The organism is Methanobrevibacter millerae, assembly GCF_900103415.1.
Lineage (GTDB): Archaea > Methanobacteriota > Methanobacteria > Methanobacteriales > Methanobacteriaceae > Methanocatella > Methanocatella millerae.
This window is the reverse complement of sequence record NZ_FMXB01000004.1, coordinates 32,885-57,309: the sequence shown is the minus strand read 5'-3', so window position 1 is coordinate 57,309 and position 24,425 is coordinate 32,885. Positions and strand designations below refer to the sequence as shown.

Genomic DNA, 24,425 nt, shown 5'->3' with positions numbered 1-24,425 from the left:
GGAATTAATTATCTGTGCAGCCTGCTTTGTCCCATCAATAATATTGAATGAAGCTTCAATTATTTTATATTCATAACTTGAAACATTCAATATAAATGATGCTATAATTGATATGATGCATTTAAAGATTTTTCAAAGTGACTTTAAAAGACCATATCTACATCAGCTTATGCTTTCACAGTCAAGTTGTATTCGAATACGCAAGGCTGATACTCGCCGCTTCCTTTAAACGTTATGTCGCCGTAATAATTGTTGTTTCCGCTTTCAGGAACGTTTTTAATATTTTCTATCTTGAAAATGCCATCTTTTCCAGTTGTGACATTAACGAAAGTGTTCTTGTCATCTCCTGCCTGGTGATAATAGATTGTCTGGTTTTCAACGCCTCTGCTGTAGGCATCCACCAGAAATCCCGTAACGGTTGAGTTTTCAGTCACTTCCGTATCATTGATTATGATGAAAGTGGTCACGTCATTGCTGAACTGATAGAAAAAGACTGCAAAGCAGACAACGCATATGGCAATCAGAATCAGTAAATATTTAGTTTCCATGATTGATTATTTGTCAAGTAAGGTATATAAAAGTAGTTTCGGTTAATGTCTATATTGCGGGAAAGTCCCGCAATAATTCCCTTAGACATTAATGTTTATTGTTTTCCAAAGGAGGTTTTAGCCCCCAGTTTAACAAACGAGAATTGATACCCATATCTGGCAATTACCATTGGGCACATCCTTCTATATCCCCAGAGGTGGTGTTCACCTCTATTTGTTAATTTAGATAAGCATTATATTTAAGTTTAATTATGCTGATGATTTGGTGTTTTTGAAAATCAGTTTTTGGTTAATGTCTATATTGCGGGAAAACCCGCAATAATCTTGTTAGACATTAAATCTTCTTCCACATGAGGTTTTTATCCTCTGTAATATTATTTACATTATCTTTTATTTAAATCTAATCTTTTTTTTTAAATAGGCAATTGAGTAGTGTTCCTCTAAGCAAAAAAGCCCCCGTGAAGAAATATGATTTTCTTTTTAAAGTATATCATCTTATTTTTGGCAAGGATATCTCGACCTCTTTAGATTGAGGAGGAAATGCCAATCTTTTTTCTGTAAGGTAGCCTTTTCTTGGTTCTATTGAGATAATATCTTTAATTTAAGAAGTATTTATAGCTTGTTGAGCTCACTCCTAAGAATTGTCCTCACTAATACATGATTAATAAGCTTTACGGTTAAAAAAAATAAGTCCGGTTAAAAAGGTATCAAAACCCATTTAACCTGAAACAGTTACCTTGTTTGCGGCGTTCATGCCGTTGTAGCTGGATGTTATTATGTATTCGCCGGCCATTAAGTTGATGGCTAAGCCTGCAACCCCGTTTTCATCAGTTATCTTTTCATAGAATACTCCGTTGATGTTAAAGGTCACAGTCTGGTTCGGGTAGGGATTTCCCTGGCCGTCCAGAATCGTGGCGTTGAACCTGGATCCGTCCCTGTATGACATCACCAGGTCATCGCTTTTTATAACGGACTTTACAGTAATCTTATTTGATGCTCTCAGGCCGTTGTAATCGGCGGTTATGATGTATTCGCCCGGTTCCAGATTGATGTTCATCTTGACGTAGCCCTCATCGTCAGAGTATCTTTCATAAAATACTCCGTTGATGTTGAAGGTTACCTTAACACCTGCTTTGGCGTAGCTTCCGTCATCTGCAAGTATCCTGACCTTGTACTGTGAAGCGTTTTTATAATACTTAGTCAGGTCATTGTGCTCGGCGTAATTTGTCAGTACAGTGATTTTATTTGTGTACTGCTCGCCGTTTGAAGGGTTGATTGCCGTAATCACGTACTCGCCGGGGTTTAAATTAATGTTCATCCTTGCAACGCCATTATCATTAGTAGGCCTTTTATAGAAGACTCCGTTGATGTTGAACTCAACTTCTGTGTTTTTCAAAGCTTTTCCCTGAGTGTCGATGAATGTGGCGTAGTACTGTGTGCCGTTTCTGAATATCTTGGTAATGTCGTTTCCTGAAATCGTTTTAAGAACGGTTATGCTTGCGCTGGTCTTTGCATCGCCGCATTCACACGTTACCGGATATGTTCCGCTGTTTAAGTTGATTGCCATTGATGCAACTCCGTTGGAATCCGTTGTTCTTGTATATGTCTGGCCGTTTACCGTTATATCCACGCTGATTCCAGGTATCAGCCTATTGTTTCCGTTTGTCACCGTTACGCCAAAGCGCTCAGGGCCGTGATAATACTTGGTCAGATTGCCTGCGGATAACGTGAAGTCCGTATTTGCGTCAACTATCAGAACTCCGGGCTTTACGTTGTAATTTGAAATATCGGCTGATCCTGTAACGTCATATGTTCCTTCAGCCAGGTCGCATTGATAATAGTAAGGCTCCCCATCCATGTAATAACGGATTATGGTAGTTTCCTTTGTGGTTTTAGTGTCCCTGTTTGTGAATTTAACATGGATTGTGATGCCTGATTCAAATCTTATTACATTACCGTTGTCATCCTGAAATTTACATATCTCAACTATTGAATTCGGCACTGCAAGGGTATTTGCAAAAACAAGATTTGATTTTACTCTGGATGGTGATTCCCCTTCGGATATCAGGATGTCATATTTGTTGTCTGCAGTCATTTTGTTGTTGCTTAACGTCACGCTTGATTCGGCATAGACAAAGTAATCATTTTTGTTTGAGGCAAAGTTGCAGTTTGTAATGCTTTTCGCTTCACATATGGCGGTTGCGCCGTCTGCGTTATTGTTTGTAAAGTCGCAATGGTCAATATCCACCAAGGAATCAGCCCATATTGCACCTCCGCTTCCTTCAGAGACTGTGTTTTCAACAAAATTGCAGCCTCTGATTTCATTTTTCAACTGTGAATCCATTGATCCTGACATGTATATTGCCCCGCCTGTCATTGTTGCAGAATTCCTTTCAAAATGATTGTTTGAAATCAATACTTGGGAGTAGTATCCGTAGCCGTCATCATTATACCGAACAGTTAAGGCGCCGCCGTGGTATTGGGCGGAATTGGCGATGAACCTTGATTGCGTAATTGTGCATTTGCGATAGTTTTCAGAAAAAATTGCTCCTCCGCTTCCCATAAATTCTTCTGTTCCCAACGCATGATTATTTTCAAAAACACAATTGCTTACCGTTCCTCCTTCCATAAATACGGCACCGCCTTCGTAACTTGCACGATTGTTCTGGAAATTGCAGTTGTTCAGGTTAATAACCTCTCCGTAAATTGCGCCGCCTTGGTCTGAAGCGTAATTATTGAGGAAATTACAGTTGTTTACATTAATCACCGATTCGCCGGCAGCTGAACATATCGCACCTCCTCCGGGAAGATGGTATCCTCCAGCATATCCGTTGGTATATCCTGCGACAAAAGTGATATCGTTAAAGGTATACGTTTTATCACTATTTACATCTATAAAGAATATTATTGAATGTCCTCCAGCGTCAAGGGTGTGTCCGTTCCCGTTTATGGTAATTGATTTTGTAATTACAATTCCCAAATCGGTAAATCCTGAATTGTAGGCATAATTCTTGTCTAGAGTAACTGTTGAGCCCTCCCTTGCCTGATTGATTCTGCTTTGAAGTTCACTAAATGATCCCGGAGGGTCAGCTAACGTTTCATCAGTTTCGGGTAGTTCTATAATGTCATTTGCATCATCGGATGCGGTTAATGTTTCATTCACATCATCTGCTGCCGATACGCAGCTCAATGATATCAATATAAGAAATGAAATTAGAATAATCAATCTTTTCATTAAATCACCTTGATTGATTATATGTTTTGCATGAATATTAAATGTTATTCGGTTTTTGCTTAATGTCTATATCATTTCTATTTAATTTTACTTATGTGGGGTTTGTAAGAAAAAAAGCTTTTACAAGAACGTTTCACATAAAAACAGGCTTTACGGTTAAAAAAAATAAGTGCGGTTAAAAGGGTATCCGAACCCATTTAACCTGAAATTGTTACCTTGTTTGCGGCGTTCATGCCGTTGTAGCTGGATGTTATTATGTATTCGCCGGCCATTAAGTTGATGGCTAGGCCTGCAACTCCATTTTCATCGGTTATCTTTTCATAGAATACTCCGTTGATGTTAAAGGTCACAGTCTGGTTCGGGTAGGGATTTCCCTGACCATCTAAAATTGTGGCGTTGAATCTGGATCCGTCCCTGTATGACATCACCAGATTTTCAGTTTTTATAACGGACTTTACAGTAATCTTATTTGACGCCCTTAGGCCGTTGTAATCGGCCGTTATGATGTATTCGCCCGGTTCCAGGTTTATGTTCATCTTGACGTAGCCGTCATCGTCCGAGTATCTCTCATAGAATACTCCGTTGATGTTGAATGTTACTTTAACACCCGCTTTGGCGTAGCTTGCGTCATCTGCAAGTATCCTGACCTTGTACTGTGAAGCGTTTTTATAATACTTGGTTAAATCATTGTTTTCAACAATTGAAGTTAAAACAGTAATGATATTGGTATATTGCTCGCCATTTGAAGGGTTTTTAGCCGTTATGATGTATTCGCCCGGATTCAGGTTGATGTTCATCCTTGCAACGCCTCTGTCATTTGTAGGCCTTTTGTAGAATACTCCGTTGATGTTGAACTCAACGTCGGTGTTTTTCAATGGATTTCCTTGAGTGTCAATGAATGTGGCATAATACTGGGTGCCGTTTCTGAATATTTTCACAATATTATCGCCCGAAATCGTTTTCAAAACGGTTATCGTTGCGTTTGCTTTGGCCTCGCCGCATTCACTCCTTACCGGATAGGTTCCGCTGTTCAGGTTGATTGCCATTGACGCAACACCCCTGGAATCGGTTGTTCTTGTATATGTCTGGCCGTTTACATTTATTTGAACCGGAATTCCTGCAATCAGTCTGCCCTTTGTGTTTGTTACGGTTACGCCGAAGCGTTCAGGTCCGTGATAATACTTGGTTAAATCATTGGCGGTTAACGTATAGTTGGTATCTCCGTCAACAACCAGAACGCCGTTCAGTATATGATAATTGTTAATCTCTGCACTGCCCGTTACGTCATATGTGCCTTCCTCGAGTTCGCATTTGTAGTAATAGCCTGACAGTTCACTGTCATAATATAGGGTAATGTCTTCGGTGGCTTTCGTATCCTGGTTTGTCAGTTTTACCTTTATTTCCATTTCAGGTTCAAAGACAATCTTGTTTTGTGAGTCATCCTGAAACTGGCATAACTCTATTGTCGAATTGGGCGCTACAGTCCTGTTTTCGAAAACAAGATTCAAATCAAAAGCCATTGTCTGTGTCTCAAAGCAATCGATTTTAATGTCATACCTGTTGTTTGAAGTCATCTTATTGTTCTTTAAAGTCATTTCAGGCGTTCCGTAAATGAATTCATCGCTGTTTGCAGAGCTTTTAAAGACATTTCCGCACACTGAAGCGGCACTGGAAACGACGTTTGGACCTTTATTGTCTGTGAATTCACACTTTTCAACGCTTTCAGCACCGGATATTGCTGCCCCATAGCTGTCTTTATCCGTAACGCTGTTGTCTGTGAATTTGGAATTTGAAACAGTTAATGCAGAAGAAATTGCACCTCCATTTTCTTTGGCACTGTTGGAGTTGAAAACGCAGTCATATATATCCCCGTAGCCGCAAACTGCACCGCCATAGTAATCAGCAGTATTTGCGTTGAAATTGGAGTTGAATATATTCCATGAACCGTAAACTGCACCTCCTTCCAATTCCGCATGATTGGCCGTGAAATTGCAGTCACGGATTTCAAGACGATAGCCTTCAAAGTTTCCGTAAACAGCTCCTCCCGCGTCATTTACATGATTGCCGTTGAAGCTGCAGCTGCGTATTTCACCTGTACCGTCGGAGCTGAAGCATACTGCACCTCCATTCTGCGGAGCATGATTACCCGTGAAATTGCACTTCAGGATGCTTCCATCTTCGATATATAATGCTCCGGCACCGAAGGTATCTGCGTAATTGTCACTGAATTCACAGTCCGCAATTGTTGCTTTACAGTAAAGGGCTGCCGCTCCGCTGCTTTCGGCATGGTTATTGATGAATCTTGAATTCCTTATAGTGGAAGCTGCCGGCACATCCCATTCATAGCCGCCCAATATGTAGACTGCTCCGCCCATAATTTCAGCGGAATTATCCTTGAATTCGCAGTTAACAATATTGGCGCCGTTTGAGCACTGAAATGCACCGCCCTGTTCCGCATGATTGCTTATGAAATGGGAATTGCTTACATCTGCATGATAAACGTCAAAGCCTCCGCCGCCAACCTCTGCATTGTTGTCGATGAAATAGCAGTTGTCGACTCTGATGTTTCCGTAACTCAATATGTCTCCTATGCCGATTGCGCCGCCGTGCCAGTGAGCCTGGCCGTTAACGAATCGGATATTATTGAACGTTACAAGGCTTTCCGTCTTGATATTAAATATCTGTGAGGTATGAAGGCCGTCAATGGTGTGGCCGTTACCGTTAATCGTTATTTGCTTACCGATTGAGATTCCGTATAGGGGATTAACATCATTGCTGTAGACGTAATCGTTTTCCAGATTGATCGTTGAGCCTGCAGGAGCCTGATTGATTTTTGCTTGAAGCGCTTGAAATGTTCCCGCATCAGCTGTCAATAAGTCCTGCTCATTAATTTCCAATGTTTCATTCACGTCATCCGCTGCCGATACGCAGCTCAATGATATCAACATGAGAAATGAAAGTAAAATAATTAGTCTTTTCATTGAATCACCTTGATTGATTATATGTTTTGAATGGATATTAAAGGTTATTTTTCTGATGATTGATTGAAAACTTTATGTGGTAATTAAAAAAAGTAAAGTCAATCCCCTTGAATAAAGGGGATTTTTTTAAATGTTTTTTAATGGAACGAACTTATAATCTGCTGGCAAAGGCCTAAATCATTAGAGTGTATGTGATAGTAATAAGTTCCGTCATCGGAAAATGCATAGTATCTATCGTCTAAGTAGCCTTGACGCACTGCATTGTAGAAGTCCAAAACGACCCATCCGTTATACGGTGCAATTTCCTGACCTCCATACTCGGATTTAACAGCATTTATACTGTAGCTGAGAGGTGATGATGTTGCATATTGGAAAGATACACCGGCGTGCTGGCCGTTTGTATAGTCAATAGTGTATGTATATGATGTACGGTCATCGCTTAGGCGACCTTTGACATTGCATGATTTCGGAACGCTGAAGTGGTAATTTCCCACCTCATAGTCTGACATAGGCACGACAACGTTAACTGTATTTGAACAGCTTAACCCGTTGTATGAGGCAGTAATGACGTATGATCCGCCTTCCAGATTGATGTTGAGGCTTGCCACTCCATCAGAACCGGTTACCCTTTTGTAGAATACTCCGTTGATGTTTAAGTCAACTGTCTGTCCGGAATAAGGATTTCCATGACCGTCAAGCAGTTTAACGGTGTATTTTGAGCCGTCCTTGTATTCCATGTTGACGTTGTTACCGAATAAGATGTTCAGCACTTTAATGTTGTTTGAAGCCTTCAGTCCGTTGTAGTCGGCCGTGATGATGTAGTCGCCCGGATTGAGGTTGATTCTCATCTGGACGTATCCGTTGTCATCTGAATACCTGTCGTAGAATACTCCGTTGATGTTGAAAGTGACTTTAACGCCTGCCTTTGCAATGCTTCCGTCATCTGCAAGTATCCTGATTCTGTACTGTGAATCGTTCTTGTAGTACTTGGTTAAGTCATTGTGCTCGATGATATTCGTTAAAACGGTAATCGTATTTGTGTACTGTTCACCGGTAACCGGATTTTTGGCTGTTATGACATAAGTTTGAGGATTCAGGTTGATGTTCATCCTTGCAACGCCGTTTCCATCCGTTTTTCTGGTGTAGAATACTCCGTTGATGTTGAAATTAACGTCAGTATTTCTCAATAGATTGCCCTGAGTGTCGACGAATGTTGCGTAGTACTGTGTTCCATTTTTGAATATCTTTGTAATGTCATTTCCTGAAACGGTTGGCTTGACCGTAACTTTTGATGAGACCTTTTGGCCTTCGGCTTCAACAGTTACAGGGTATTCCTTACTGTTCAGGTTGACGTTCATGCCGGCTTTTCCTGAACTGTCGGTAGTCCTTTCATAAGTCTGTCCGTTGATTGTAATTTTAACGGTTTTGCCGGATAAAGGCTCGCCGTTTTCGGTTAATGTTACCGTAAACCTTTCGGAGCCGCCGTAGTATTTGACCAGTTCAGGCGCATCTATATTGACTCCGGTTGAAGCGATAACAAAACTGACCTGTTTTGCGTTTGCTGAGTTGTAATTATTATCGCCGCTGTATGATGTCTTGACGGTGTATGAGCCGTCTTCAAGGCCGCTTAATCTTTTGGTTGCCTTTCCGTTGGTTACCGCTACAGGATTGTATTCCTCGCCGTTGATGATATATGTTACTGTTCCCGTTGCGTCTGAAGGGGAAACGGTAGTTGTCAATGTAACGACAGTGCTGCTGTCTTTAGTATATGAAGTTGTAACAGTTGGAGTTGTTTTTTCTGCCGGCGTGCCTATTGTAAATGAAATCTCTTTTGCGTTTGCTGAGTTGTAATTTTCGTCACCGCTGTATGATGTCTTGACGGTGTATGAGCCGTCTGCAAGTTTGTTTAAGGTTCTTGTTGCCTTTCCGTTTGTAACCTCTGCATTGTAATTTCTGTTGTTTACGTTAAAGGTTACGGTTCCTGATGCATCTGACGGATCAAGCTCTGCGGTCAGCGTAACGCTGTTTTGATTTTGCTCATAGCTTGCTGTAACGCTCGGTGTTGTTTTTTCTCCTGGAGTGCCGCCGACTGTAAAGCTGATTTGCTTTGCGTTTGCTGAGTTGTAGTTTTCGTCACCGCTGTATGTTGTCTTGACTGTGTATGAGCCGTCTGCAAGGTTGCTTAAGGTTTTTGTTGCCTTTCCGTTTTCAATATCCGCATCGTAGTTTTTGTTGTTTACGTTGAAGCTTACAGTTCCCGTTGCGGATGTTGCATTGAGTTCGGCAGTTAAGGTAACGGAATTTCCGTTCAGGTCATATGCTGCTGTGACTTTAGGCGTTGCTTTAAGGACAGTGATTTTTGAAGTCGTCTGCTCTCCTTCGGCCTTGACAGTTACCGGATAAACGCCTGGAGCCAGGTTAACTGACATGCTTGCCTGACCTTGGGTGTTGGTGGTTCTGTCATAGTAAACGTTGTTGATGATGATTGTAACCGTTTCTCCGCTTAACGGAACTCCATCCTCTTTCAGCGTTACGACAAATTTATCTGAATCCCTGTAGTACTTGGTCAGTTCAGGGGCATCTATGGTAATTTCTGAGGATGAGGATGTGGAAACCGTAAAGCTGATAGTCTTTGCGACGGATGCTTTGTAATTGTCGTCACCACCGTATGAAGTCTTGACGGTGTATGAGCCGTCTTCAAGGTTGCTTAAGGTTTTTGTTGCCTTTCCTTTATTTACTTTTGCGGTGTAATCATTGCCTGCGATGCTGAAGGTTACGGTTCCTGTTGCATCTGAAGGAGCAACCGTGGCTGTTAGGGTGACTGAATTTCCATTTAATGTATATGCAGCACTAAGTGTCGTTGCCGTTTTTTCGCTTGTGCTGCCGACAACCAGTTGTCCTTCATAAACGTTTATTTTGGCTACATAATCGCTTGAAAGACTTCCGGTCAGGGTGTAGGTGCCGTTATCCAAATCGCATTCATAGTAATATCCCTTATTATCCATGTCATATTCCAATTCGACTGTATCGACAAGGGTATTTCCATCATATATTTCCATTGTAACGTCATAATCATAACGGATGATGTTTCCCATATCGTCCATTACCCTTGCAATTTCTATAACATCGCCATTTTCAGCTTCATCTTTCGTAAATGCCAGGTTAACCGGAGAAAGTATTCTGTTCAAGCTTTCATACCATATGCTGTATGCATATGGAGTGTACATTGTATTGTTTTCCAGATAGAGGTAAATGCTATCGTCAGCTTCATCATAATTATAATAATCGATAATGTCTACTTCATCCTCTCCGCTTATGAAAAATGAATTGGTCAATTGCAGTATCTGCCCGGCAAAAATGCTTCCGCCATAACCTTCTGCAGTGTTGTTTTCAAATCCGGAAGCATTGATTATCATATTTGAATAAAGACCTGATATTGCTCCACCGCCTGAGTTTGCATAATTATTCAAAAATCCCGTATTGTTTATAATCAGGTAATTTTCTGAATATATTGCTCCACCCATTGTTGCAAAGTTTCCTTCAAAATAGGAGTTTAATATTCCCAGTTCATCACAGGCATAGATTGCACCACCATAACTGTATTCCTCCATATCATAAGCTCCGTTATAGTAGAATTCACAATTATATATGTAGAGTGGGCTATAAGCATAGATTGCACCGCCTTCATACTCATCAAATCCATTCGAGAATATCGTGTTCGTTATTAATACTTCGCTTTCAGAATCTACAAGGAATATTCTGCTTTCAAAATTTGCATTGATGGAATGTCCGGCACCGTCAATGACCAATCCCTTACCTATTGTAATTGAACCGCTGCCGTTATAATCTTTCTTTAAGGTAATCGTGTCTCCTTCATCGGCGTTTTCAATCAAATCTGCTAATTCGCCGAAATTTCCTCCATATTCACTTGTCAATACTTCACTTGAATCATCCAGGGTTAATGCGTCGGTTGAGTTATCCTCAGCCGCTGATGCGCATCCCATTGAAACAATGAATATTAACAAGGCTAAAATCAATATTTTCTTTTTCATTTTAAATCAAATCCTTTTATAATATTGAAAAGCCACATCTCCCTTAAATGGAGCTATAGCTGATATTGAGAGCCTGTTTCAAAAACCTATTTTTTCAAATTCTTTCGAATTTAAAGATTAATGAATAAAACCTCATCAATACATGATTTAATATTTATGAAAATTTACATATATAATTTGCTGAATCGTTTCAGTTGATTTAGATATTTTCCGGATTGGGTTAATTTCATTTGGCGTTTAAAAAATTTATTTAAATTATGTTCAATTCTAAAAAAAGTAAATGAAATCCCCTTGAATTGAAAGGGGATTTTAGCGTTTAAAACTTGATTGCATCCACAGTGCTTCTGACGAAGCTTGGGTCTGCACCGTCGAAACCGATGCATGTTTTCATAAAATCAGTAAACAGGAAATAGTCATAGATTTTTTCTACGGCTTTCCATCCGTGATATGTTCCACAATCGGTTCCGCCCTCGGATAAGATGAGATTCTTATACTCTGCAGAGGTGTGTTCGCCGTCAATGGTCAGCTTATATATGTCTCCGCGATAGTTTACGCTATATACCAGGTAATCCGTTTTGTTCTCGGTAATTTCGATGGTGGCGGATTTAGGAAGTGATATTTTTATAATTTTTAAATCATATTCAACCATACCTTCCTTTGCAACGTTGACTATATTTGAACAGCTCAATCCGTTGTAAGTTGCCGTGGCGATGTATGAAGCGGGATCAAGGTTGATGTTAAGTGCTGCAATTCCGCTTTCGTTGGTTACCTTATAATAGAATACTCCGTTGATGTTGATCTCAATTGTCTGGTTGGAGTAAGGATTGCCCTGTCCGTCAAGAAGCAGTACGGTGTATTTTGAGCCGTCCCTGTATTCCATATCAAGGTTATGGCCAAACAGGACGTTTAAAACCGTAATGTTGTTTGACGCCATCAGTCCGTTGTAGTCGGCCGTAATGATGTATTCGCCAGGGTTCAGGTTGATTTTAAGCTGGACATATCCTTCATTATCTGAGTATCTGTCGTAGAAGACTCCGTTGATGTTGAATGTGACTTTAACGCCTTCGCCTGCAATGCTTCCGTCATCTGCAAGAATCCTGATTCTGTACTGTGAATCGTTCTTGTAGTACTTTACCAGGTCATTGTTCTCGACGATATTTGTTAAAACTGTAATGAGATTAGTGTACATCTCGCCGGTTTTAGGGTTTTTAGCTGTTATAATATATTCGCCAGGATTTAAATTAATGTTCATCCTTGCAACGCCATTTTCATTGGTGTATCTGGTATAGAAAACACCGTTGATGTTGAACTCGACTCCAGTGTTGTTGGCTAAAGTTTTGCCGGTTGAGTCGACGAAAGTGGCGTAGTACTGTGTGCCGTTTCTGAATATCTTTGTTACGTTTTCACCTGAAACGGTAGCCTTAACTGTAACTGTCGTATTTACGCTCTGGCCTTCGGCAGTAACAGTTACAGGATATACTCCGCTGTTTAAGTTGACGTTCATGCGGGCTATTCCTGAACTGTCAGTAGTTCTTTCATAATCCTTTCCGTTGAGGTTGATTGTAACGGTCTTGTTGGCTAAAGGCAATCCGTCCTCGGTTAATGTAACCGTAAACCTTTCGGAGCCTCCGTAGTATTTGACTAACGGAGGAGCGTCAATGACAAGGCCCGTTGTAGAGATAGTGAAATTGACCGGGGTTGCGTTTGAAGGATAATAGCTTCCGTCACCGCTGTATAAGGCTTCAACGGTATATGTTCCGTCAGGAAGACCGCTTAACTTTTTGGTTGCCTTTCCGTCAGTTACAGTTACAGGATTGTATTCCTCGCCGTTTAAGAGATACGTTACAGTTCCGGTTGCATCAGAAGGAGTTATAGTGGTCGTTAATGTAACGACGGTGCTGCTGTCTTTAACATAAGTCGTTACAGCGCTTGAAGCGGTTCTGTTTGCGGTTGAATTGATGGTGAAGTTCACGTCTTTAGCGTTAGCGTGATTGTAGTTTTCATCACCGCGATATACGGTTTTAACCGTGTATGTTCCGTCTGCAAGGCCAGGTACAGTGTATGATGCCTTTCCGTCGTCAATTTCCGGATCGTAGTGGTCTTCTCCGATGTAGAATGATACGATTCCTGTTGCGTCACTCGGTTCGAGGGTGGCGGTTAAGGTAACGCAGTCCCCGAAGGTGTTGCAGGTCGTCGTGACGTTCGGAGTTATTTTCGGACTTGAGCCGCCGACAACGAGTTCGCCGTCAATGACCGTTACTTTCTTTGCATACTGTTTTGAGATTGTTCCGTTTATGGTGTATGTGCCGTTTTCCAAATTGCAGTAATAGTAATATCCTTCCAGAACCTCATCGTAAGTCAGATTGACTTCATCGACAAGTTCGCTTCCGTTGTATATTTTCACTGTAAAGTTCCTGTTGAAGAGAATGGCATTATCCATGTTATCGTACATGATTGCAATCTCTACGGCATCTCCCTGTTCACATTCACTATCAAAGAATTCAAGGGTAACCTGGGAGTTTATCGGGTTCCAGTTGTCATATACGATAGGATATGGGGCCAGGGAATACATGCCGTTGTTATTCAGATTAAGGTATGCGCCTTCCATTTCTTCCTTGTTGTAATAGTCAACAAACTCAACGTCATCGTTAAAGCTTATAAAGGATGAAGAGACAATGCTTAGGATATTTCCTCCCTGAACGGCACTTGCGTAAACGTCAGCGGTGTTGTTAAAAAACTGACAGTAAGCCATTTCAGTTTTCCCGTTCACACAGTGAACCGCTCCGCCTGAGTACTCCGCAGAGTTCATGTTAAATATGGTGTTTTCCATATACGTTTCGCCTCTTGTATATATTGCTCCTCCGCTGTCCGCATGGTTTATGTTAAAGGAGGTATAATCCATATAGAGAGAACCAGTGTTGTAGATTGCGCCGCCGTAATAGCCTGCATTGTACATGAATGTACAGCCGGTCAGGAAGAGTGTGCCTTTGTTTAAGATTGCGCCGCCCTGGATGTTGTCAAATCCTCCGGTAAAGTTGAGGTTGTATATGTGCACTTCACTGTTTTCGTCTATATTAAATATTCTGCTGTATTTCAATTCGTCATCACAACTTGCATTAAGAATATGACCGTTACCCTGAATAGTAATGGTCTTGTTTACAATCGCAATTTCAGTGCCGTTACCGTAATAATCGGTATCCAGTTCAATCGTTTCGTATAGCTCGGCATTATCAATAATCTCCTGAAGGTCATTGAAAGTGCCGGGATCTGCGGTCAATACTTCATCCGTGTCCTCTAAGGATAATGCGTCAGCGTCTTCTGCGGCTGATGCGCATCCGATTGAGGCGATGAAGATTAACAGTGCCAAAATCAATATTTTTTTCTTCATTTAAATCATTCCTCTTGTAATAGTGAAAAACTGCTTTCCCTTTAAAAAAATAAATGATGTGCCGTTTTAAAAACAGCACTCCTTTAAGCTTTCTTGAACGTATCTGCAATGTGTTTTAACTCATCCAAATTGTTTCCCTGGATTTCAAAGAGATTCGTTCCGGTATAGGTAGCCAGGATATATCCTCCCATTGTTGTGTTTTTGTCTTGAGAAGTAGCGTTTGTCAAGTCAATTATTGTCCAGTTTCCGTAATCTCCTCCAAGGGAAGCTCCGTTGTTGTTGACCCAGTTGCGGGCGTATTCAGCAGATGATGAAACCGCTCCTGAACCCGTCGTGATGTCAACGAGAAGGCTTTTGTTCTGGTAGCTTACGATGTATGAGTTTACGGTGTATCCGCTTCCGTCCCATGTGAAGTTGGAAATGGTAGCGTTTTCAGGCAAGTCAAGTGTGTATCCGTCGAATTTGTATGTCTGGTTGGCGACTTCTTTTTGTGCATCGCTGCCTCCTAAAAAGTCGAAAAGTCCTGCGCTGGCCACGTTAAGACAGCAGAACACTGCCAGAATGACCATCATTAAAGCAAATAGTTTTTTCATGTCCATTTTTAAAATCTCCTCTTGTTTTTATGTAAAAAAAGCGTTTATATGATTTAAAGGGTGTGACAGTTGGTGCATATGCTGCGGGTTTTGATTCACAAACGGCGGGCAATCTGGAAATTGAAAGCGTGCAGTAATTTCCCCTATTTGCGCCCCGATTAAGATTCATAAAAATAAACCTCACAAACACATAATTGAATATTTGTGGGTGTCTGCATATATAATTTACTAAATCGCTTTAGCTTTTTTTGTCTTTTGCTAAACTGCATTTAGGGTTTTGAAAAATATTGTTCGCTTTGTTTAAAACGAAAAAAAAATAAGATTGCTGTTAAGTTAACAGCATTTAAGTTTTCTTGTAGGTATCGGCAATGTTTTTAAGCAGTGCCAGATCGTCGCCTGAAATGACGATTAAATCAGATCCGGTGTGTTTGGCGAGCATGTAGCCTGAGTACGTGAAGTTCAGTCCAAGGTCCTGGAAGATTTTGACCGGAACGCCGTTAATGTCAATAACTGCCCAGTCACTGTAGTTTCCAAGGGATTTGGCGCCTGATGAAACCCAGTTGTATACGAACTCTTCAGCCGTGGTTACGATAAGGCTTCCCCTTGCCACTGAAACGCTGACTGTCGTTACGTTTTTGTTATCTCCGGTAGTCCAGTTCATGTCATAGTTGGTCTGGTTGTAGCCTGCTTCTACTGTTTTGTTTACCGTTACGTTTGCGTTTTCCGGAATTTGCAGTGTAAATCCGTCAAATTGGTAAGTCTGGTTTGCAGGTTGGCTTGGGCCCATCAGGAAGTCAAATAATCCTGCACTGGCCACGCTCATGCAGCTGAAAAGTGCCAGAACGATTACCGTTAAAGCTAATATTTTTTTGATATCCATTTTTTTAAATCTCCTTTTTTTCTATCTTTCAATTAAAAGATATGATTAAATCTATATGAACGTTTACATATATATTTTACTGATTCAATTTGATTGATTTAGCTATTTTCGGATTGGGTTAACCAATAAGTGCGTTTAAAAAATTAATCTGAAAACTGTTTAATTACGAGCTTTTTTATCTCTTCGGTGAGCATATTGTCAAACTGTTTTGGGCTCGGTGCAATGTTTCTGTAAAATTCGTCTTCTAAGGAAATGAGTTCAGGCTCTATTTTTACGTAGAGCCTGTCGCCTAAGATGTCTGAAATAATTTCAAATCCCTTTTTTATGAATTTTTCATGTGAAGCAATTCTCTCGTCTGCGGATAAGAGGTAATCAAGCATAATGCCGACTGAGATGATGTCGACAAGCTCCTCCATCGGGTAATCATAGTCCTTTAATGATTCAATTAAATCATTTAAGGTGATTTTTAAATCCCTTGACGGAGTGGAATTTATCAGTTTGTTTAAATGGGAATCAATAATTTCCAGCACATCCCTCATACAGCAAGGCGGTTACGATACAATCCGGATTAATCAATGGAATGATTAATCTCGCTTCACACTTTTTGGACTCTTTTTTCTCTTCGCTCATTTTAAAAACCTCTACTTAAGAGTCTGAATTTAACAGTTTATAAAGAAAGTCCAAGAGCGCGTGATAAGTATTCGCTAAAACCAGAAGAAGTAATATCTGTTAGTTGGCTTGTTTGCCCTTTGATATGCCTCGGCGTCAAGTTCTGCCTGTTCATTTGAAACCTGCTCCTGATATGCATCAACCGCATCGTTTAGAGATGTCAAAAAGTCCTCAGTGCTCATGGTCTGTGCCGGTGCCTTTGAAATCATCTCTTTGATATCGTCTCTCACATAGGTGTCGTTGTAGCAAATCAGAAATATCTCGTTTCCGATTGGCAGGTAAATGGTGGTGTATTCCTTGCCCTTGTAGTCGTCATGGATTACGATTGCGTCATGACCGGCAATTGAGGTCTGCTCGCTTGACTTGGCGTTAACTATATCGTCGCCGTAGTTGATTCTTAAGTTGTCCTTGTTTTCAAGGCCTAAAATCCTGAAGGTGTGTCCGCTTTCATATACGTATGATGACTCCTTTGCCGTTCCGTGCTCATAGATTGTCGGAATTTCAAAATCCGCACCGTGTATGGTCACGCTTTGAGCATAAGCTGACGGGAGAAAAATTAATAAAACGATTAAAATGAGAAATATTTTCTTCATATGGTTAAATTGTATTTACGGTGTTAATAAATCTATTGATTTGAAAAAAGATTAAAAAAAGAGGAATTATTCCTCATCTTTTGAAAAAATGGAATCTTCAACAAGGCAGCATTCGATTTCCTTTTCATCGCAGTAGTCCTTGACGCTTTTGGCCAGATCGGTGAGTTCGTCAGGGTCGAAATCGTTTTCAAAGTAATAAATGACAGGAGTCAAATCGTTTAATGCCGTGATTTCAAGATAGTCATCCACATGCATTGCCACTTTTTTGGTATTGTAAAGCTCGATATCGGCAATTATCTTATCTTTTGAAGCTTCGGTCTTGATTTCTGAGTCCTTGAAGCTTTCATTCAGGATTTTGATTCTCTCATCATCGTCCAGCGGAGCCTTTTCCAAATCCAAATCATTTAATTTGTCTTTGAACAGTTTTGCGTTGTGAAGCTTTTCCTGGATTTCTGCCAGCTGCTTTTCAAGATCATGCTCCTCTTTTAGAAGTGAGTCGATGAATGCCTCGCTTGCGTTGTTGTAGTTTTCATAGATTTCAAGGACTTCTCTTGCGCTTAGGATTGATTTGTTTTTAAAGAATTCCTTGGTATGTTCCTTTACGCGAATGCTTAATGGTTTGAGCTTTTCTTTTCTGGTCTTTTCAGGCTCGTCATCGTCAAAGGGATAGATTTCACGGCCGAACTTGTGAAGGGCACCTATCCTTTCGGCGAACATTTCCTCAAGTTCGTCAAGGGTCAAGTCATCAGGCAGATTTAATTCGAATTCGCCCGGCCTGTAGAATCCGCCGAACTTTTCGTTACCGAATCTGTATTCTCTTGGGTTTTCATCACTCATAAGTAAACCTCCTTAATGTTTACATTTTTTAATTTTGTGTACACACTATTATGTTGGAGGTTCTACTATATAAAGTTTTGTATTCATTTTTTAAAAATGTATACAATCAGTATAATTTCATCTCATTTTCCAAAGCTTTTGCTTCCTGGCGGTTCTTCTCATGCTCCTCTGCAGGTGAAAGGTCTAACGGTCTTGTAAAGTAAAGCTCCAAATCGTCTATCACTTCACAGATTGACATGTGGAGAAGTTCTTTTAATGCCAATGACTTCTGGATATCGGTTAAATCCTCTTCTGAATATATCCTGTCATGGTCATTATTGTAGTCGGATCTGATTTTATCAGGGTCTAATAGTATTTCTAAATTGTCCTTGTTGTATTTCTCATCGGTTAATGTCAGGAAATTGATTAATGATTCCTTTTCTTCTGTAAAGTCTTCGTCGGGATTGGCGATGACGTTTCTAAAATACATGTTTACGGACTGGAAAACGTCTCTTGTCTGGTGGCCTTCAAGCAGGTCATCTGAGATAATCTCAAAGCTTGAATTGATAAAGTACTTTCCGTCATCTTCTTTCGTTTTGAATAAAAGCTCGATTTCCTCTTCTCCGACAGTCTGGATTAGCGTAATGTCTTTGGAATTTTCGAACGTTTCAATATTGAATTCTGAATCTTTAAGTTTGTAATCGCAAAAACCGGAATTTAATGTCTTTTCGACTTCATTTATTTTATCCGGCGTTATTTCAGTGTAGTTTTCATCAATCATTTTAAAAATCTCTCCCTATTTGATAATGATGTCTGAGGTATGGGACTCTGCGTACTTGTCGTCACCCTTGAAATATGAATTCACCTGATATGATCCTTCGCCGACCGTCAGGTTGATTGAAGCAAAGCCGTTCTCGTCGGTCATTAACGTATATGAGTTTTCATTTATTTCAACGACGATGAACTTGTCTGCAAGCGTATTGTTGTTCTCGTCGCATAAGTAGACGACATACTCGTTTGATGCATCCAGATTCGAATCGGACTGCATCGTAAGGGCCGTCTGGGTCTTTGAATTGTTGGTTGCAATCAGCATCCCCGCAGCCACGACTAGGAGCATGCATGCGATAGCTATTAAAATCCACTTGACCGGGGATGACTTATCGGCCTCTTTTCTTTTTATGTAATTTCCGCATTTGGGACAGAAAAGCGTATCCTCGCTGAGTTCAGCCCCACAGTATTTGCAACTCTTGACCATAGTTAAATATTGGTAAATTGGCATTAAAATAGATTACCCCAAAAACTATAAATCAGATGAGAATTACAGAGATAATACTATGATATACAAATGTTTGATTTGCGGATACGTCCATGACGAGGAAGCCACAGGCATTCCTCTTGAGGATTTGGAAAGCTGTCCCGTCTGCAGGCAGGACATCTCCAACTTTGTTGAAATCAGCGAAAGCGAAGCATTAGGTGAAGTTTCAGCCGGTGAGCTTTCATACCCCAAGGAATTTGCAAAAAGCGATGAAAGCCTAAGGGCAATGGATATGATTCATGAAATGGCAGTTACCGGTGAAACTATTGTCTCCGCAATGGGAACAAAGCTCAATATGCCTAACTGGGATGACATCCTGATAATGGGCTGTCAGCTGAACCCCCATCCTCTGGAAGGCGACGTTGAGGTGAATACGCAAACCGTAATCGGCAAAAATGCCGAAAAGCCGATGGTGATTGAAACACCCGTCTATATAACACACATGTCATTCGGCGCCCTTTCAAGGGAAACAAAAATTGCCCTTGCAAAGGGAAGCGCCGCTGTTGCAACGGCACAGGCATCAGGGGAAGGAGGAATACTTCCCGCCGAAAAGGAAAATGCATACAGATACATATTCGAATACGTTCCCAATCGCTATAGCGTAACCGATGAGAACCTAAGAAGCTGCGATGCAATCGAAATCAAGATAGGCCAGGCAACAAAGCCGGGTCTTGGAGGACAGCTTCAGGGCGAAAAGGTCACCGGCGAGATTGCAGAAATCAGGGGAAAGCCTGAAGGCAAAAACATACACTCCCCCGCAACTCTTCCGGGGATTGATTCCGCAGATGACTTGAAGAATCTTGTTGATGAGCTGCGTGAAAGGTCCGGCGGAAGGCCAATCGGGTTAAAGCTTGCTGCCGGAAGAATCGAGGACGATTTGGAATACGCAATATATTCCGGAGCGGATTTCGTGACGATTGACGGGCGTGGAGGCTCAACCGGAGCAAGTCCGAAAATAGTGAATGATTCCACATCAGTTCCCACCGTTTACGCGCTTTCAAGGGCAAGAAAGTACCTTGATGAAAAGGGAAGCGAAATGGATCTGGTAATCACCGGAGGACTGAGGCTGTCATCCGACTTTGCAAAAGCCCTTGCCCTTGGTGCTGATGCCATAGCCGTCGGAACCGGCGCCCTGATTGCGGCCGCCTGCCAGCAGTACAGAATCTGCCACACCGGCCAGTGCCCTGTCGGCGTTGCAACCCAGGATGAGGAACTGCGCGAAAGGCTGAAGATTGACCATGCGGCAAAAAGAGTGGAAAACTACCTTAAAGTATCAACAGAAGAGCTTAAAACATTCGCAAGAATAACCGGACACAATGATGTACATGACTTGAACATTAATGACCTGGCAACGATAAATTCTGAAATATCCAATCATACAGATATAAAACACGTTTAAATCATCATTTCATTTTGAAACGCAAAAAAAGTATAAAGTAAAAAAAAAGGATGATAGGTGATAATGACTATGAATGACAACTAGCCATTTTTTCCATCATCCTTTTTTTAATACAGCCTGACGCAATAGAAAGAATTCTACTGCAATTAATTATATGTGGGCAAGTTATATTTATACATTTAGTATGATTTTTCCTGTTTTTCCCAGCATTTTCACTCGCTTCCGGTGTTTGTTAATTATATGCAATGATGTATCAATCTTTGGTTAATGTTGTGCATAAGCTGTTTTTTTTTTGACCATTTTTACTTTGGCTCACCGATATGACTGCATTAATAATCATAATTTGTTTTAATCGTTAATTAACTTTTTCATGGCCTTTAACTGAAACTCTCCCGGATATGATTAATTGCACATGACAACATGGTCGCTGTCTGCAAGAATCTTGACCCGCTTAAAAAGATAGTGTCTTCAGTGAAGTTCACCGATAATTCCACCGCCAATGAAACTGCCTCCAATACACCAAGTTCAAGCACAAAAGCTTTAAATACCACCCGTACCGGCAGTAATGACAAGCATGCCGGTGTAAGTGGCGAGGACTGGGCATTTCATGAAAGCCAGATGCAATATCGTGAAGAAAACCCTTACCCTGCCGAGGACGAAAGCAGATTTTAGGCAATTGATGACATGGATAACTATCAGGCTCAGATAATCTCTCAGGGTTCTGCTAATGGTTTAACTCATCATCTTTTGATAGAATAGGATTTAAAGTAGGAAAAAATCATTATCTGATTTGAAATCCTCCAGCCTGTCCTGAATGTCTTCCTGATTGAATTTTTCCAAAAGGTTAATCTGTTCCAGATATATGTCTGGAGCTTCATCGGGATGGTCCTTATAATAAAGTATCAGTTCAAGTCCGTAAACACCGCCGCAGTCTTCAATAGGGTTATAATCCCCCTTGAATCTTTTTATCGTCGGATAATCCCTGTCATAGTCAACGATTTTTTTGATTTCAATCGTAAAGGCCCACCCGTCTCCAAAGTCGTATTCATAAAAAAATCTTCTTTTCATTTTGGAAATACTCATCGATATATGTCTCATTCATATCCTTCGCTTCATTTGCCGCCACGATATCATTGGACAAATCAAGGATTTCAATGTCGCTGTCCTTAAATGTAAACGCAGATAAATGATAACCCAAAAAGCCATACGTGATTTTAATTATCCTGTCAAGCTCTTTAAATGTAATTTTTTCCGGAATTATCATGTCTCTCCACGTAATCGGCCTGAAATCGTCCAGGCGGATTTTAACGTCATAGCCTTTCATGAACATATATGTGTTTCAACGGATAATTAAATTTTTCATGCCGTTAAATTGAATTATGGTGTGATGATTCGATGAATTTTGATAATTGATTGATGAATAATTAATTGACATTTCATTTTAAATAAATGGTGCAGTGAAGTTTATAATTAACCAATGTACGGCCTATATTGAATCCCTTTCATCAATCAATTCTGCACAGATTTGGTACGGATCCTCATTATCATTGACAAGCCTGGTCATTATATTATAGACCTTTTCATGATTGATCCTATATTTGGGTATTCTGAACTCGTCAAACGCCTTATCATAGATGCCCCTTATATCGAAATCCAGATTCATGTTGGTTAGCCTGAATGAAAGGTAAAATGTTTCATTGTCATAAGCCTCATCTAGAAAGCTATGATTTTTCTTTAAAAGCCATGAATTGGTCTGGAAAATAATTCTCTGGCACAGATAATAAAGCGCACTATCATAATCCTCCTTTTTCAGGGATAAAGTGTAGTGATAATCGATATAATATAAGTAGCAGTCAGTGTCTCCTTTTCTCAAGGCGTTTGCAAGCTTTAAATTGATGTATTTGTCACAGAGTTCTTCGATTTCAAGCTCGCTGTTTTTTTCAGCGAAGAATTTGAATTCATACAAGTTGAACTTGATCAGATGGGCTGTGAAAAAAGCATAAAGTGGATGGGATTCGAGGTATTCATAGCCCTTTTCGCTTACAATCCATGAGTAATCTGCTTCATCCATCAGGATTTTTATAACGTCCTCTTTTGAGGTTTTGGGATTGATGAATGACTGTGACTGTATGATAAGCTCTTCTTTTGAGTACTTTTCGAAATATTTTGGAAACTCCTCGGGCATAATCTTGTCAAGATAGCCCCTTTCTATAGCAAAGTCAAATGAATCCGGGTCATAATCATAATTGAAGCCCCATTCCCAGGGAGTCGGGTTTTCGCTTGTGTATCTGACGATTTCACACACGTTCTTTTCAGTCCTTAAATCCAAATCCTCATTTTTGTCATACTCTGACTTTCTGATTTCTGCAACATTGAACTCGAAATCCCTTGAATCAAATCCTCTTTTAAACATTCTTAAAGCATCCCTTTAAATTCTAAGCCTTGAGCCTACCTTATATTTCCTTTCAAAGTCCATTTTCGCCAGGTCCCCTTTTGTAAGGCAGTACTCATCAAGAACATATTTTAAATTTTCATTTTCTTCAATCGCTTCAACAATTTCTTCAAAGACGAAAATGCCTCCCATATCCTCGAGGGGATTGTATTTGCCCTTATAATCAGTGATTAATGCGGTTTTATTGGTGTAGTCGATATCCTTCTGTTTGTGAACGACTATTTCCCAGTTGTCTCCGAAGTCATAGACATATAAAACCACTTCATCTTCATCGAAAACCTCTGAAATTATAACGCTTTGTGTGTCCTCATAGCCTATAGTTCTTTTGATGCTGTTCAAGTCAACTGCATCCTCGCCGGGAATTTCTCTTGGAATTTGAAATTCGTAGTTGTGATAGTCCTTAAAGCCGAAAATCTTTTGAATCAGCATATGCAACTGTTTAAAATTAATGCTTTTTGGAATTTGGACAGTTCTTGACGTTTCAATATTGCTGTATAACATCAGCCGGATTTCATAACCTGACATGATATAATGTCTTTTGGTCATTGTTTAAATAGCTATTCATCAAAGAGCGCATCAGTGTCCCAATATTTCGAATAGATAAATGAAAATCCGTCAGAGAGCGCTTCATCTTCACTATCCAAAATGACTTTAGCCATAAACTCTTTAGCCTGATTTCTGCACTCTGAACTGATTAACTGACACATTAACTTTTCCAATTTTTCACAAAGGTTCTCATAAGCGTACCACATATGCTCATAATTGTACTCATCAAGAATAAGTATTAAAACGTCACATAACTTGAATATCAAATCAAAACGCCCCGCATTAATTAATGACTGCATGTCATCATCAATAAACTTAAAGACTTCAGTTGAATTGTCCCATGAGTTTTTAAGCTTTTCGATATAGTATTCCTCATCAATGTCCTGATTTGTGAATAATCTGAATTTATTTGATAATTCGTAATCGTTTATCAGTTCGGGAATTAGAAATTCCCTTAATTCGTCTGAAGACATGCCGTCCATGACTGTGTAAATGTCCGGGTCACTTTTAAAAATCTCCGGATGATTGTCTGCGTAATATAAGACGCCTGCAAGATGCTTGCAGTTTCCTTCAAAAGGGCAGTTGCAGTACATTGATTTTATGCAGTCATTTTCAAAATTGATTCTGAGGTCATATTCATGATAGACAATTACAGTTGTATCTTTTGATGATTTCATGCCTGATTTTAACTGTTCGTAGTGGTTGTCTTTGATGCTGAATACTTTTTAATTCTATTATAGGTCTGATTTTAACTTGAGATATGATATCCTCCAGTGACATAACCCGATTTCAATCCCATTAAATTATTTCAATCCCATTAGGTCTGATTTTAACTTCCATCCAGATCATTCTTATGCTAATTTTGTATTTCAATCCCTTAATTAGGTCTGATTTATTTGACCTGATAGAAAAATATCGTCAATGTATCCGTAATTTCAATCCCATTATGTATAGATCT

At 40.2% G+C, this 24,425-nt stretch carries 17 protein-coding genes and 1 pseudogene; 2 read left to right on the top strand and 16 right to left on the bottom strand.

Annotated features, from left to right (window positions below; translation table 11 throughout):
- Window positions 1-167: 167 nt before the first annotated feature.
- The 12 genes from F3G70_RS03085 to F3G70_RS03030 all read right to left on the bottom strand — a co-directional run bounded on the left by F3G70_RS03085 (window position 168) and on the right by F3G70_RS03030 (window position 19,010).
- Window positions 168-548, bottom strand: a complete 381-nt coding sequence (locus tag F3G70_RS03085; RefSeq protein ID WP_149731259.1) for a hypothetical protein — start codon at window positions 546-548, stop codon at window positions 168-170.
- A 718-nt stretch (window positions 549-1,266) separates the two neighbouring features.
- Complete coding sequence (locus F3G70_RS03080) at window positions 1,267-3,783, bottom strand: hypothetical protein (RefSeq protein ID WP_149731258.1); 2,517 nt, start codon at window positions 3,781-3,783, stop codon at window positions 1,267-1,269.
- Window positions 3,784-3,980: 197 nt separating this feature from the next.
- The gene (locus tag F3G70_RS03075; protein WP_149731257.1) at window positions 3,981-6,764 is read right to left on the bottom strand and encodes a pectate lyase-like adhesive domain-containing protein; all 2,784 of its coding nucleotides are present in this window, start codon (window positions 6,762-6,764) and stop codon (window positions 3,981-3,983) included.
- Window positions 6,765-6,901: 137 nt separating this feature from the next.
- Entirely contained in the window at window positions 6,902-10,816 is a 3,915-nt protein-coding gene (locus tag F3G70_RS03070; protein ID WP_149731256.1) for an Ig-like domain-containing protein, read from the bottom strand.
- Window positions 10,817-11,132: 316 nt separating this feature from the next.
- Window positions 11,133-14,204, bottom strand: a complete 3,072-nt coding sequence (locus tag F3G70_RS03065; protein ID WP_149731255.1) for an Ig-like domain repeat protein — start codon at window positions 14,202-14,204, stop codon at window positions 11,133-11,135.
- Window positions 14,205-14,287: 83 nt separating this feature from the next.
- Entirely contained in the window at window positions 14,288-14,803 is a 516-nt protein-coding gene (locus F3G70_RS03060; protein WP_149731254.1) for a hypothetical protein, read from the bottom strand.
- 337 nt (window positions 14,804-15,140) lie between these two features.
- Window positions 15,141-15,677 (bottom strand): hypothetical protein, encoded by a 537-nt coding sequence (locus F3G70_RS03055; RefSeq protein WP_149731253.1) that lies wholly within the window; start codon window positions 15,675-15,677, stop codon window positions 15,141-15,143.
- Between the two features lie 143 nt (window positions 15,678-15,820).
- Window positions 15,821-16,207: a hypothetical protein gene (locus tag F3G70_RS03050; RefSeq protein ID WP_188118050.1), complete on the bottom strand. Its 387-nt coding sequence runs from the start codon at window positions 16,205-16,207 to the stop codon at window positions 15,821-15,823.
- Window positions 16,208-16,381: 174 nt separating this feature from the next.
- Complete coding sequence (locus tag F3G70_RS03045; protein WP_149731251.1) at window positions 16,382-16,939, bottom strand: hypothetical protein; 558 nt, start codon at window positions 16,937-16,939, stop codon at window positions 16,382-16,384.
- Window positions 16,940-17,005: 66 nt separating this feature from the next.
- Window positions 17,006-17,776, bottom strand: a complete 771-nt coding sequence (locus tag F3G70_RS03040; RefSeq protein ID WP_149731250.1) for a hypothetical protein — start codon at window positions 17,774-17,776, stop codon at window positions 17,006-17,008.
- 106 nt (window positions 17,777-17,882) lie between these two features.
- Window positions 17,883-18,536: a hypothetical protein gene (locus tag F3G70_RS03035; protein WP_149731249.1), complete on the bottom strand. Its 654-nt coding sequence runs from the start codon at window positions 18,534-18,536 to the stop codon at window positions 17,883-17,885.
- A gap of 15 nt (window positions 18,537-18,551) precedes the next feature.
- Window positions 18,552-19,010: a zinc ribbon domain-containing protein gene (locus F3G70_RS03030; protein WP_188118049.1), complete on the bottom strand. Its 459-nt coding sequence runs from the start codon at window positions 19,008-19,010 to the stop codon at window positions 18,552-18,554.
- A 79-nt stretch (window positions 19,011-19,089) separates the two neighbouring features.
- On the opposite strand from F3G70_RS03030, the gene F3G70_RS03025 reads away from it, so the two are divergent.
- Both F3G70_RS03025 and F3G70_RS03020 read left to right on the top strand, forming a co-directional pair.
- Window positions 19,090-20,469, top strand: a complete 1,380-nt coding sequence (locus F3G70_RS03025; protein ID WP_149731247.1) for a glutamate synthase-related protein — start codon at window positions 19,090-19,092, stop codon at window positions 20,467-20,469.
- 420 nt (window positions 20,470-20,889) lie between these two features.
- Window positions 20,890-21,141: a hypothetical protein gene (locus tag F3G70_RS03020; protein ID WP_149731246.1), complete on the top strand. Its 252-nt coding sequence runs from the start codon at window positions 20,890-20,892 to the stop codon at window positions 21,139-21,141.
- 90 nt (window positions 21,142-21,231) lie between these two features.
- On the opposite strand, the pseudogene F3G70_RS12230 reads toward F3G70_RS03020, so the two are convergent.
- From F3G70_RS12230 to F3G70_RS02995, 4 genes and pseudogenes are all read right to left on the bottom strand, one after another.
- Window positions 21,232-21,733 (bottom strand): annotated as a pseudogene (locus F3G70_RS12230) (IS1096 element passenger TnpR family protein).
- Between the two features lie 222 nt (window positions 21,734-21,955).
- The gene (locus F3G70_RS03005) at window positions 21,956-22,882 is read right to left on the bottom strand and encodes a hypothetical protein (protein ID WP_149731243.1); all 927 of its coding nucleotides are present in this window, start codon (window positions 22,880-22,882) and stop codon (window positions 21,956-21,958) included.
- A gap of 15 nt (window positions 22,883-22,897) precedes the next feature.
- Complete coding sequence (locus F3G70_RS03000; RefSeq protein ID WP_188118046.1) at window positions 22,898-23,446, bottom strand: plasmid pRiA4b ORF-3 family protein; 549 nt, start codon at window positions 23,444-23,446, stop codon at window positions 22,898-22,900.
- Between the two features lie 32 nt (window positions 23,447-23,478).
- Window positions 23,479-24,144, bottom strand: a complete 666-nt coding sequence (locus F3G70_RS02995) for an SWIM zinc finger family protein (protein WP_149731241.1) — start codon at window positions 24,142-24,144, stop codon at window positions 23,479-23,481.
- Window positions 24,145-24,425 lie beyond the last annotated feature (281 nt).

Excerpts from the sequence above, each read along its gene's own strand:
- F3G70_RS03085 (WP_149731259.1), bottom strand. The coding sequence starts at position 548 with ATGGAAACTAAATATTTACTGATTCTGATTGCCATATGCGTTGTCTGC.
- F3G70_RS03000 (WP_188118046.1), bottom strand. The coding sequence starts at position 23,446 with ATGTCAGGTTATGAAATCCGGCTGATGTTATACAGCAATATTGAAACG.
- F3G70_RS03075 (WP_149731257.1), bottom strand. The coding sequence starts at position 6,764 with ATGAAAAGACTAATTATTTTACTTTCATTTCTCATGTTGATATCATTG.
- F3G70_RS03020 (WP_149731246.1), top strand. The coding sequence starts at position 20,890 with ATGGTCGCTGTCTGCAAGAATCTTGACCCGCTTAAAAAGATAGTGTCT.
- F3G70_RS03065 (WP_149731255.1), bottom strand. The coding sequence starts at position 14,204 with ATGAAGAAAAAAATATTGATTTTGGCACTGTTAATCTTCATCGCCTCA.
- F3G70_RS03080 (WP_149731258.1), bottom strand. The coding sequence starts at position 3,783 with ATGAAAAGATTGATTATTCTAATTTCATTTCTTATATTGATATCATTG.
- F3G70_RS03055 (WP_149731253.1), bottom strand. The coding sequence starts at position 15,677 with ATGGATATCAAAAAAATATTAGCTTTAACGGTAATCGTTCTGGCACTT.
- F3G70_RS03060 (WP_149731254.1), bottom strand. The coding sequence starts at position 14,803 with ATGGACATGAAAAAACTATTTGCTTTAATGATGGTCATTCTGGCAGTG.
- F3G70_RS03045 (WP_149731251.1), bottom strand. The coding sequence starts at position 16,939 with ATGAAGAAAATATTTCTCATTTTAATCGTTTTATTAATTTTTCTCCCG.
- F3G70_RS03070 (WP_149731256.1), bottom strand. The coding sequence starts at position 10,816 with ATGAAAAAGAAAATATTGATTTTAGCCTTGTTAATATTCATTGTTTCA.
- F3G70_RS03035 (WP_149731249.1), bottom strand. The coding sequence starts at position 18,536 with ATGATTGATGAAAACTACACTGAAATAACGCCGGATAAAATAAATGAA.
- F3G70_RS03005 (WP_149731243.1), bottom strand. The coding sequence starts at position 22,882 with ATGTTTAAAAGAGGATTTGATTCAAGGGATTTCGAGTTCAATGTTGCA.
- F3G70_RS03030 (WP_188118049.1), bottom strand. The coding sequence starts at position 19,010 with ATGGTCAAGAGTTGCAAATACTGTGGGGCTGAACTCAGCGAGGATACG.
- F3G70_RS02995 (WP_149731241.1), bottom strand. The coding sequence starts at position 24,144 with ATGAAATCATCAAAAGATACAACTGTAATTGTCTATCATGAATATGAC.
- F3G70_RS03040 (WP_149731250.1), bottom strand. The coding sequence starts at position 17,776 with ATGAGTGATGAAAACCCAAGAGAATACAGATTCGGTAACGAAAAGTTC.
- F3G70_RS03025 (WP_149731247.1), top strand. The coding sequence starts at position 19,090 with ATGATATACAAATGTTTGATTTGCGGATACGTCCATGACGAGGAAGCC.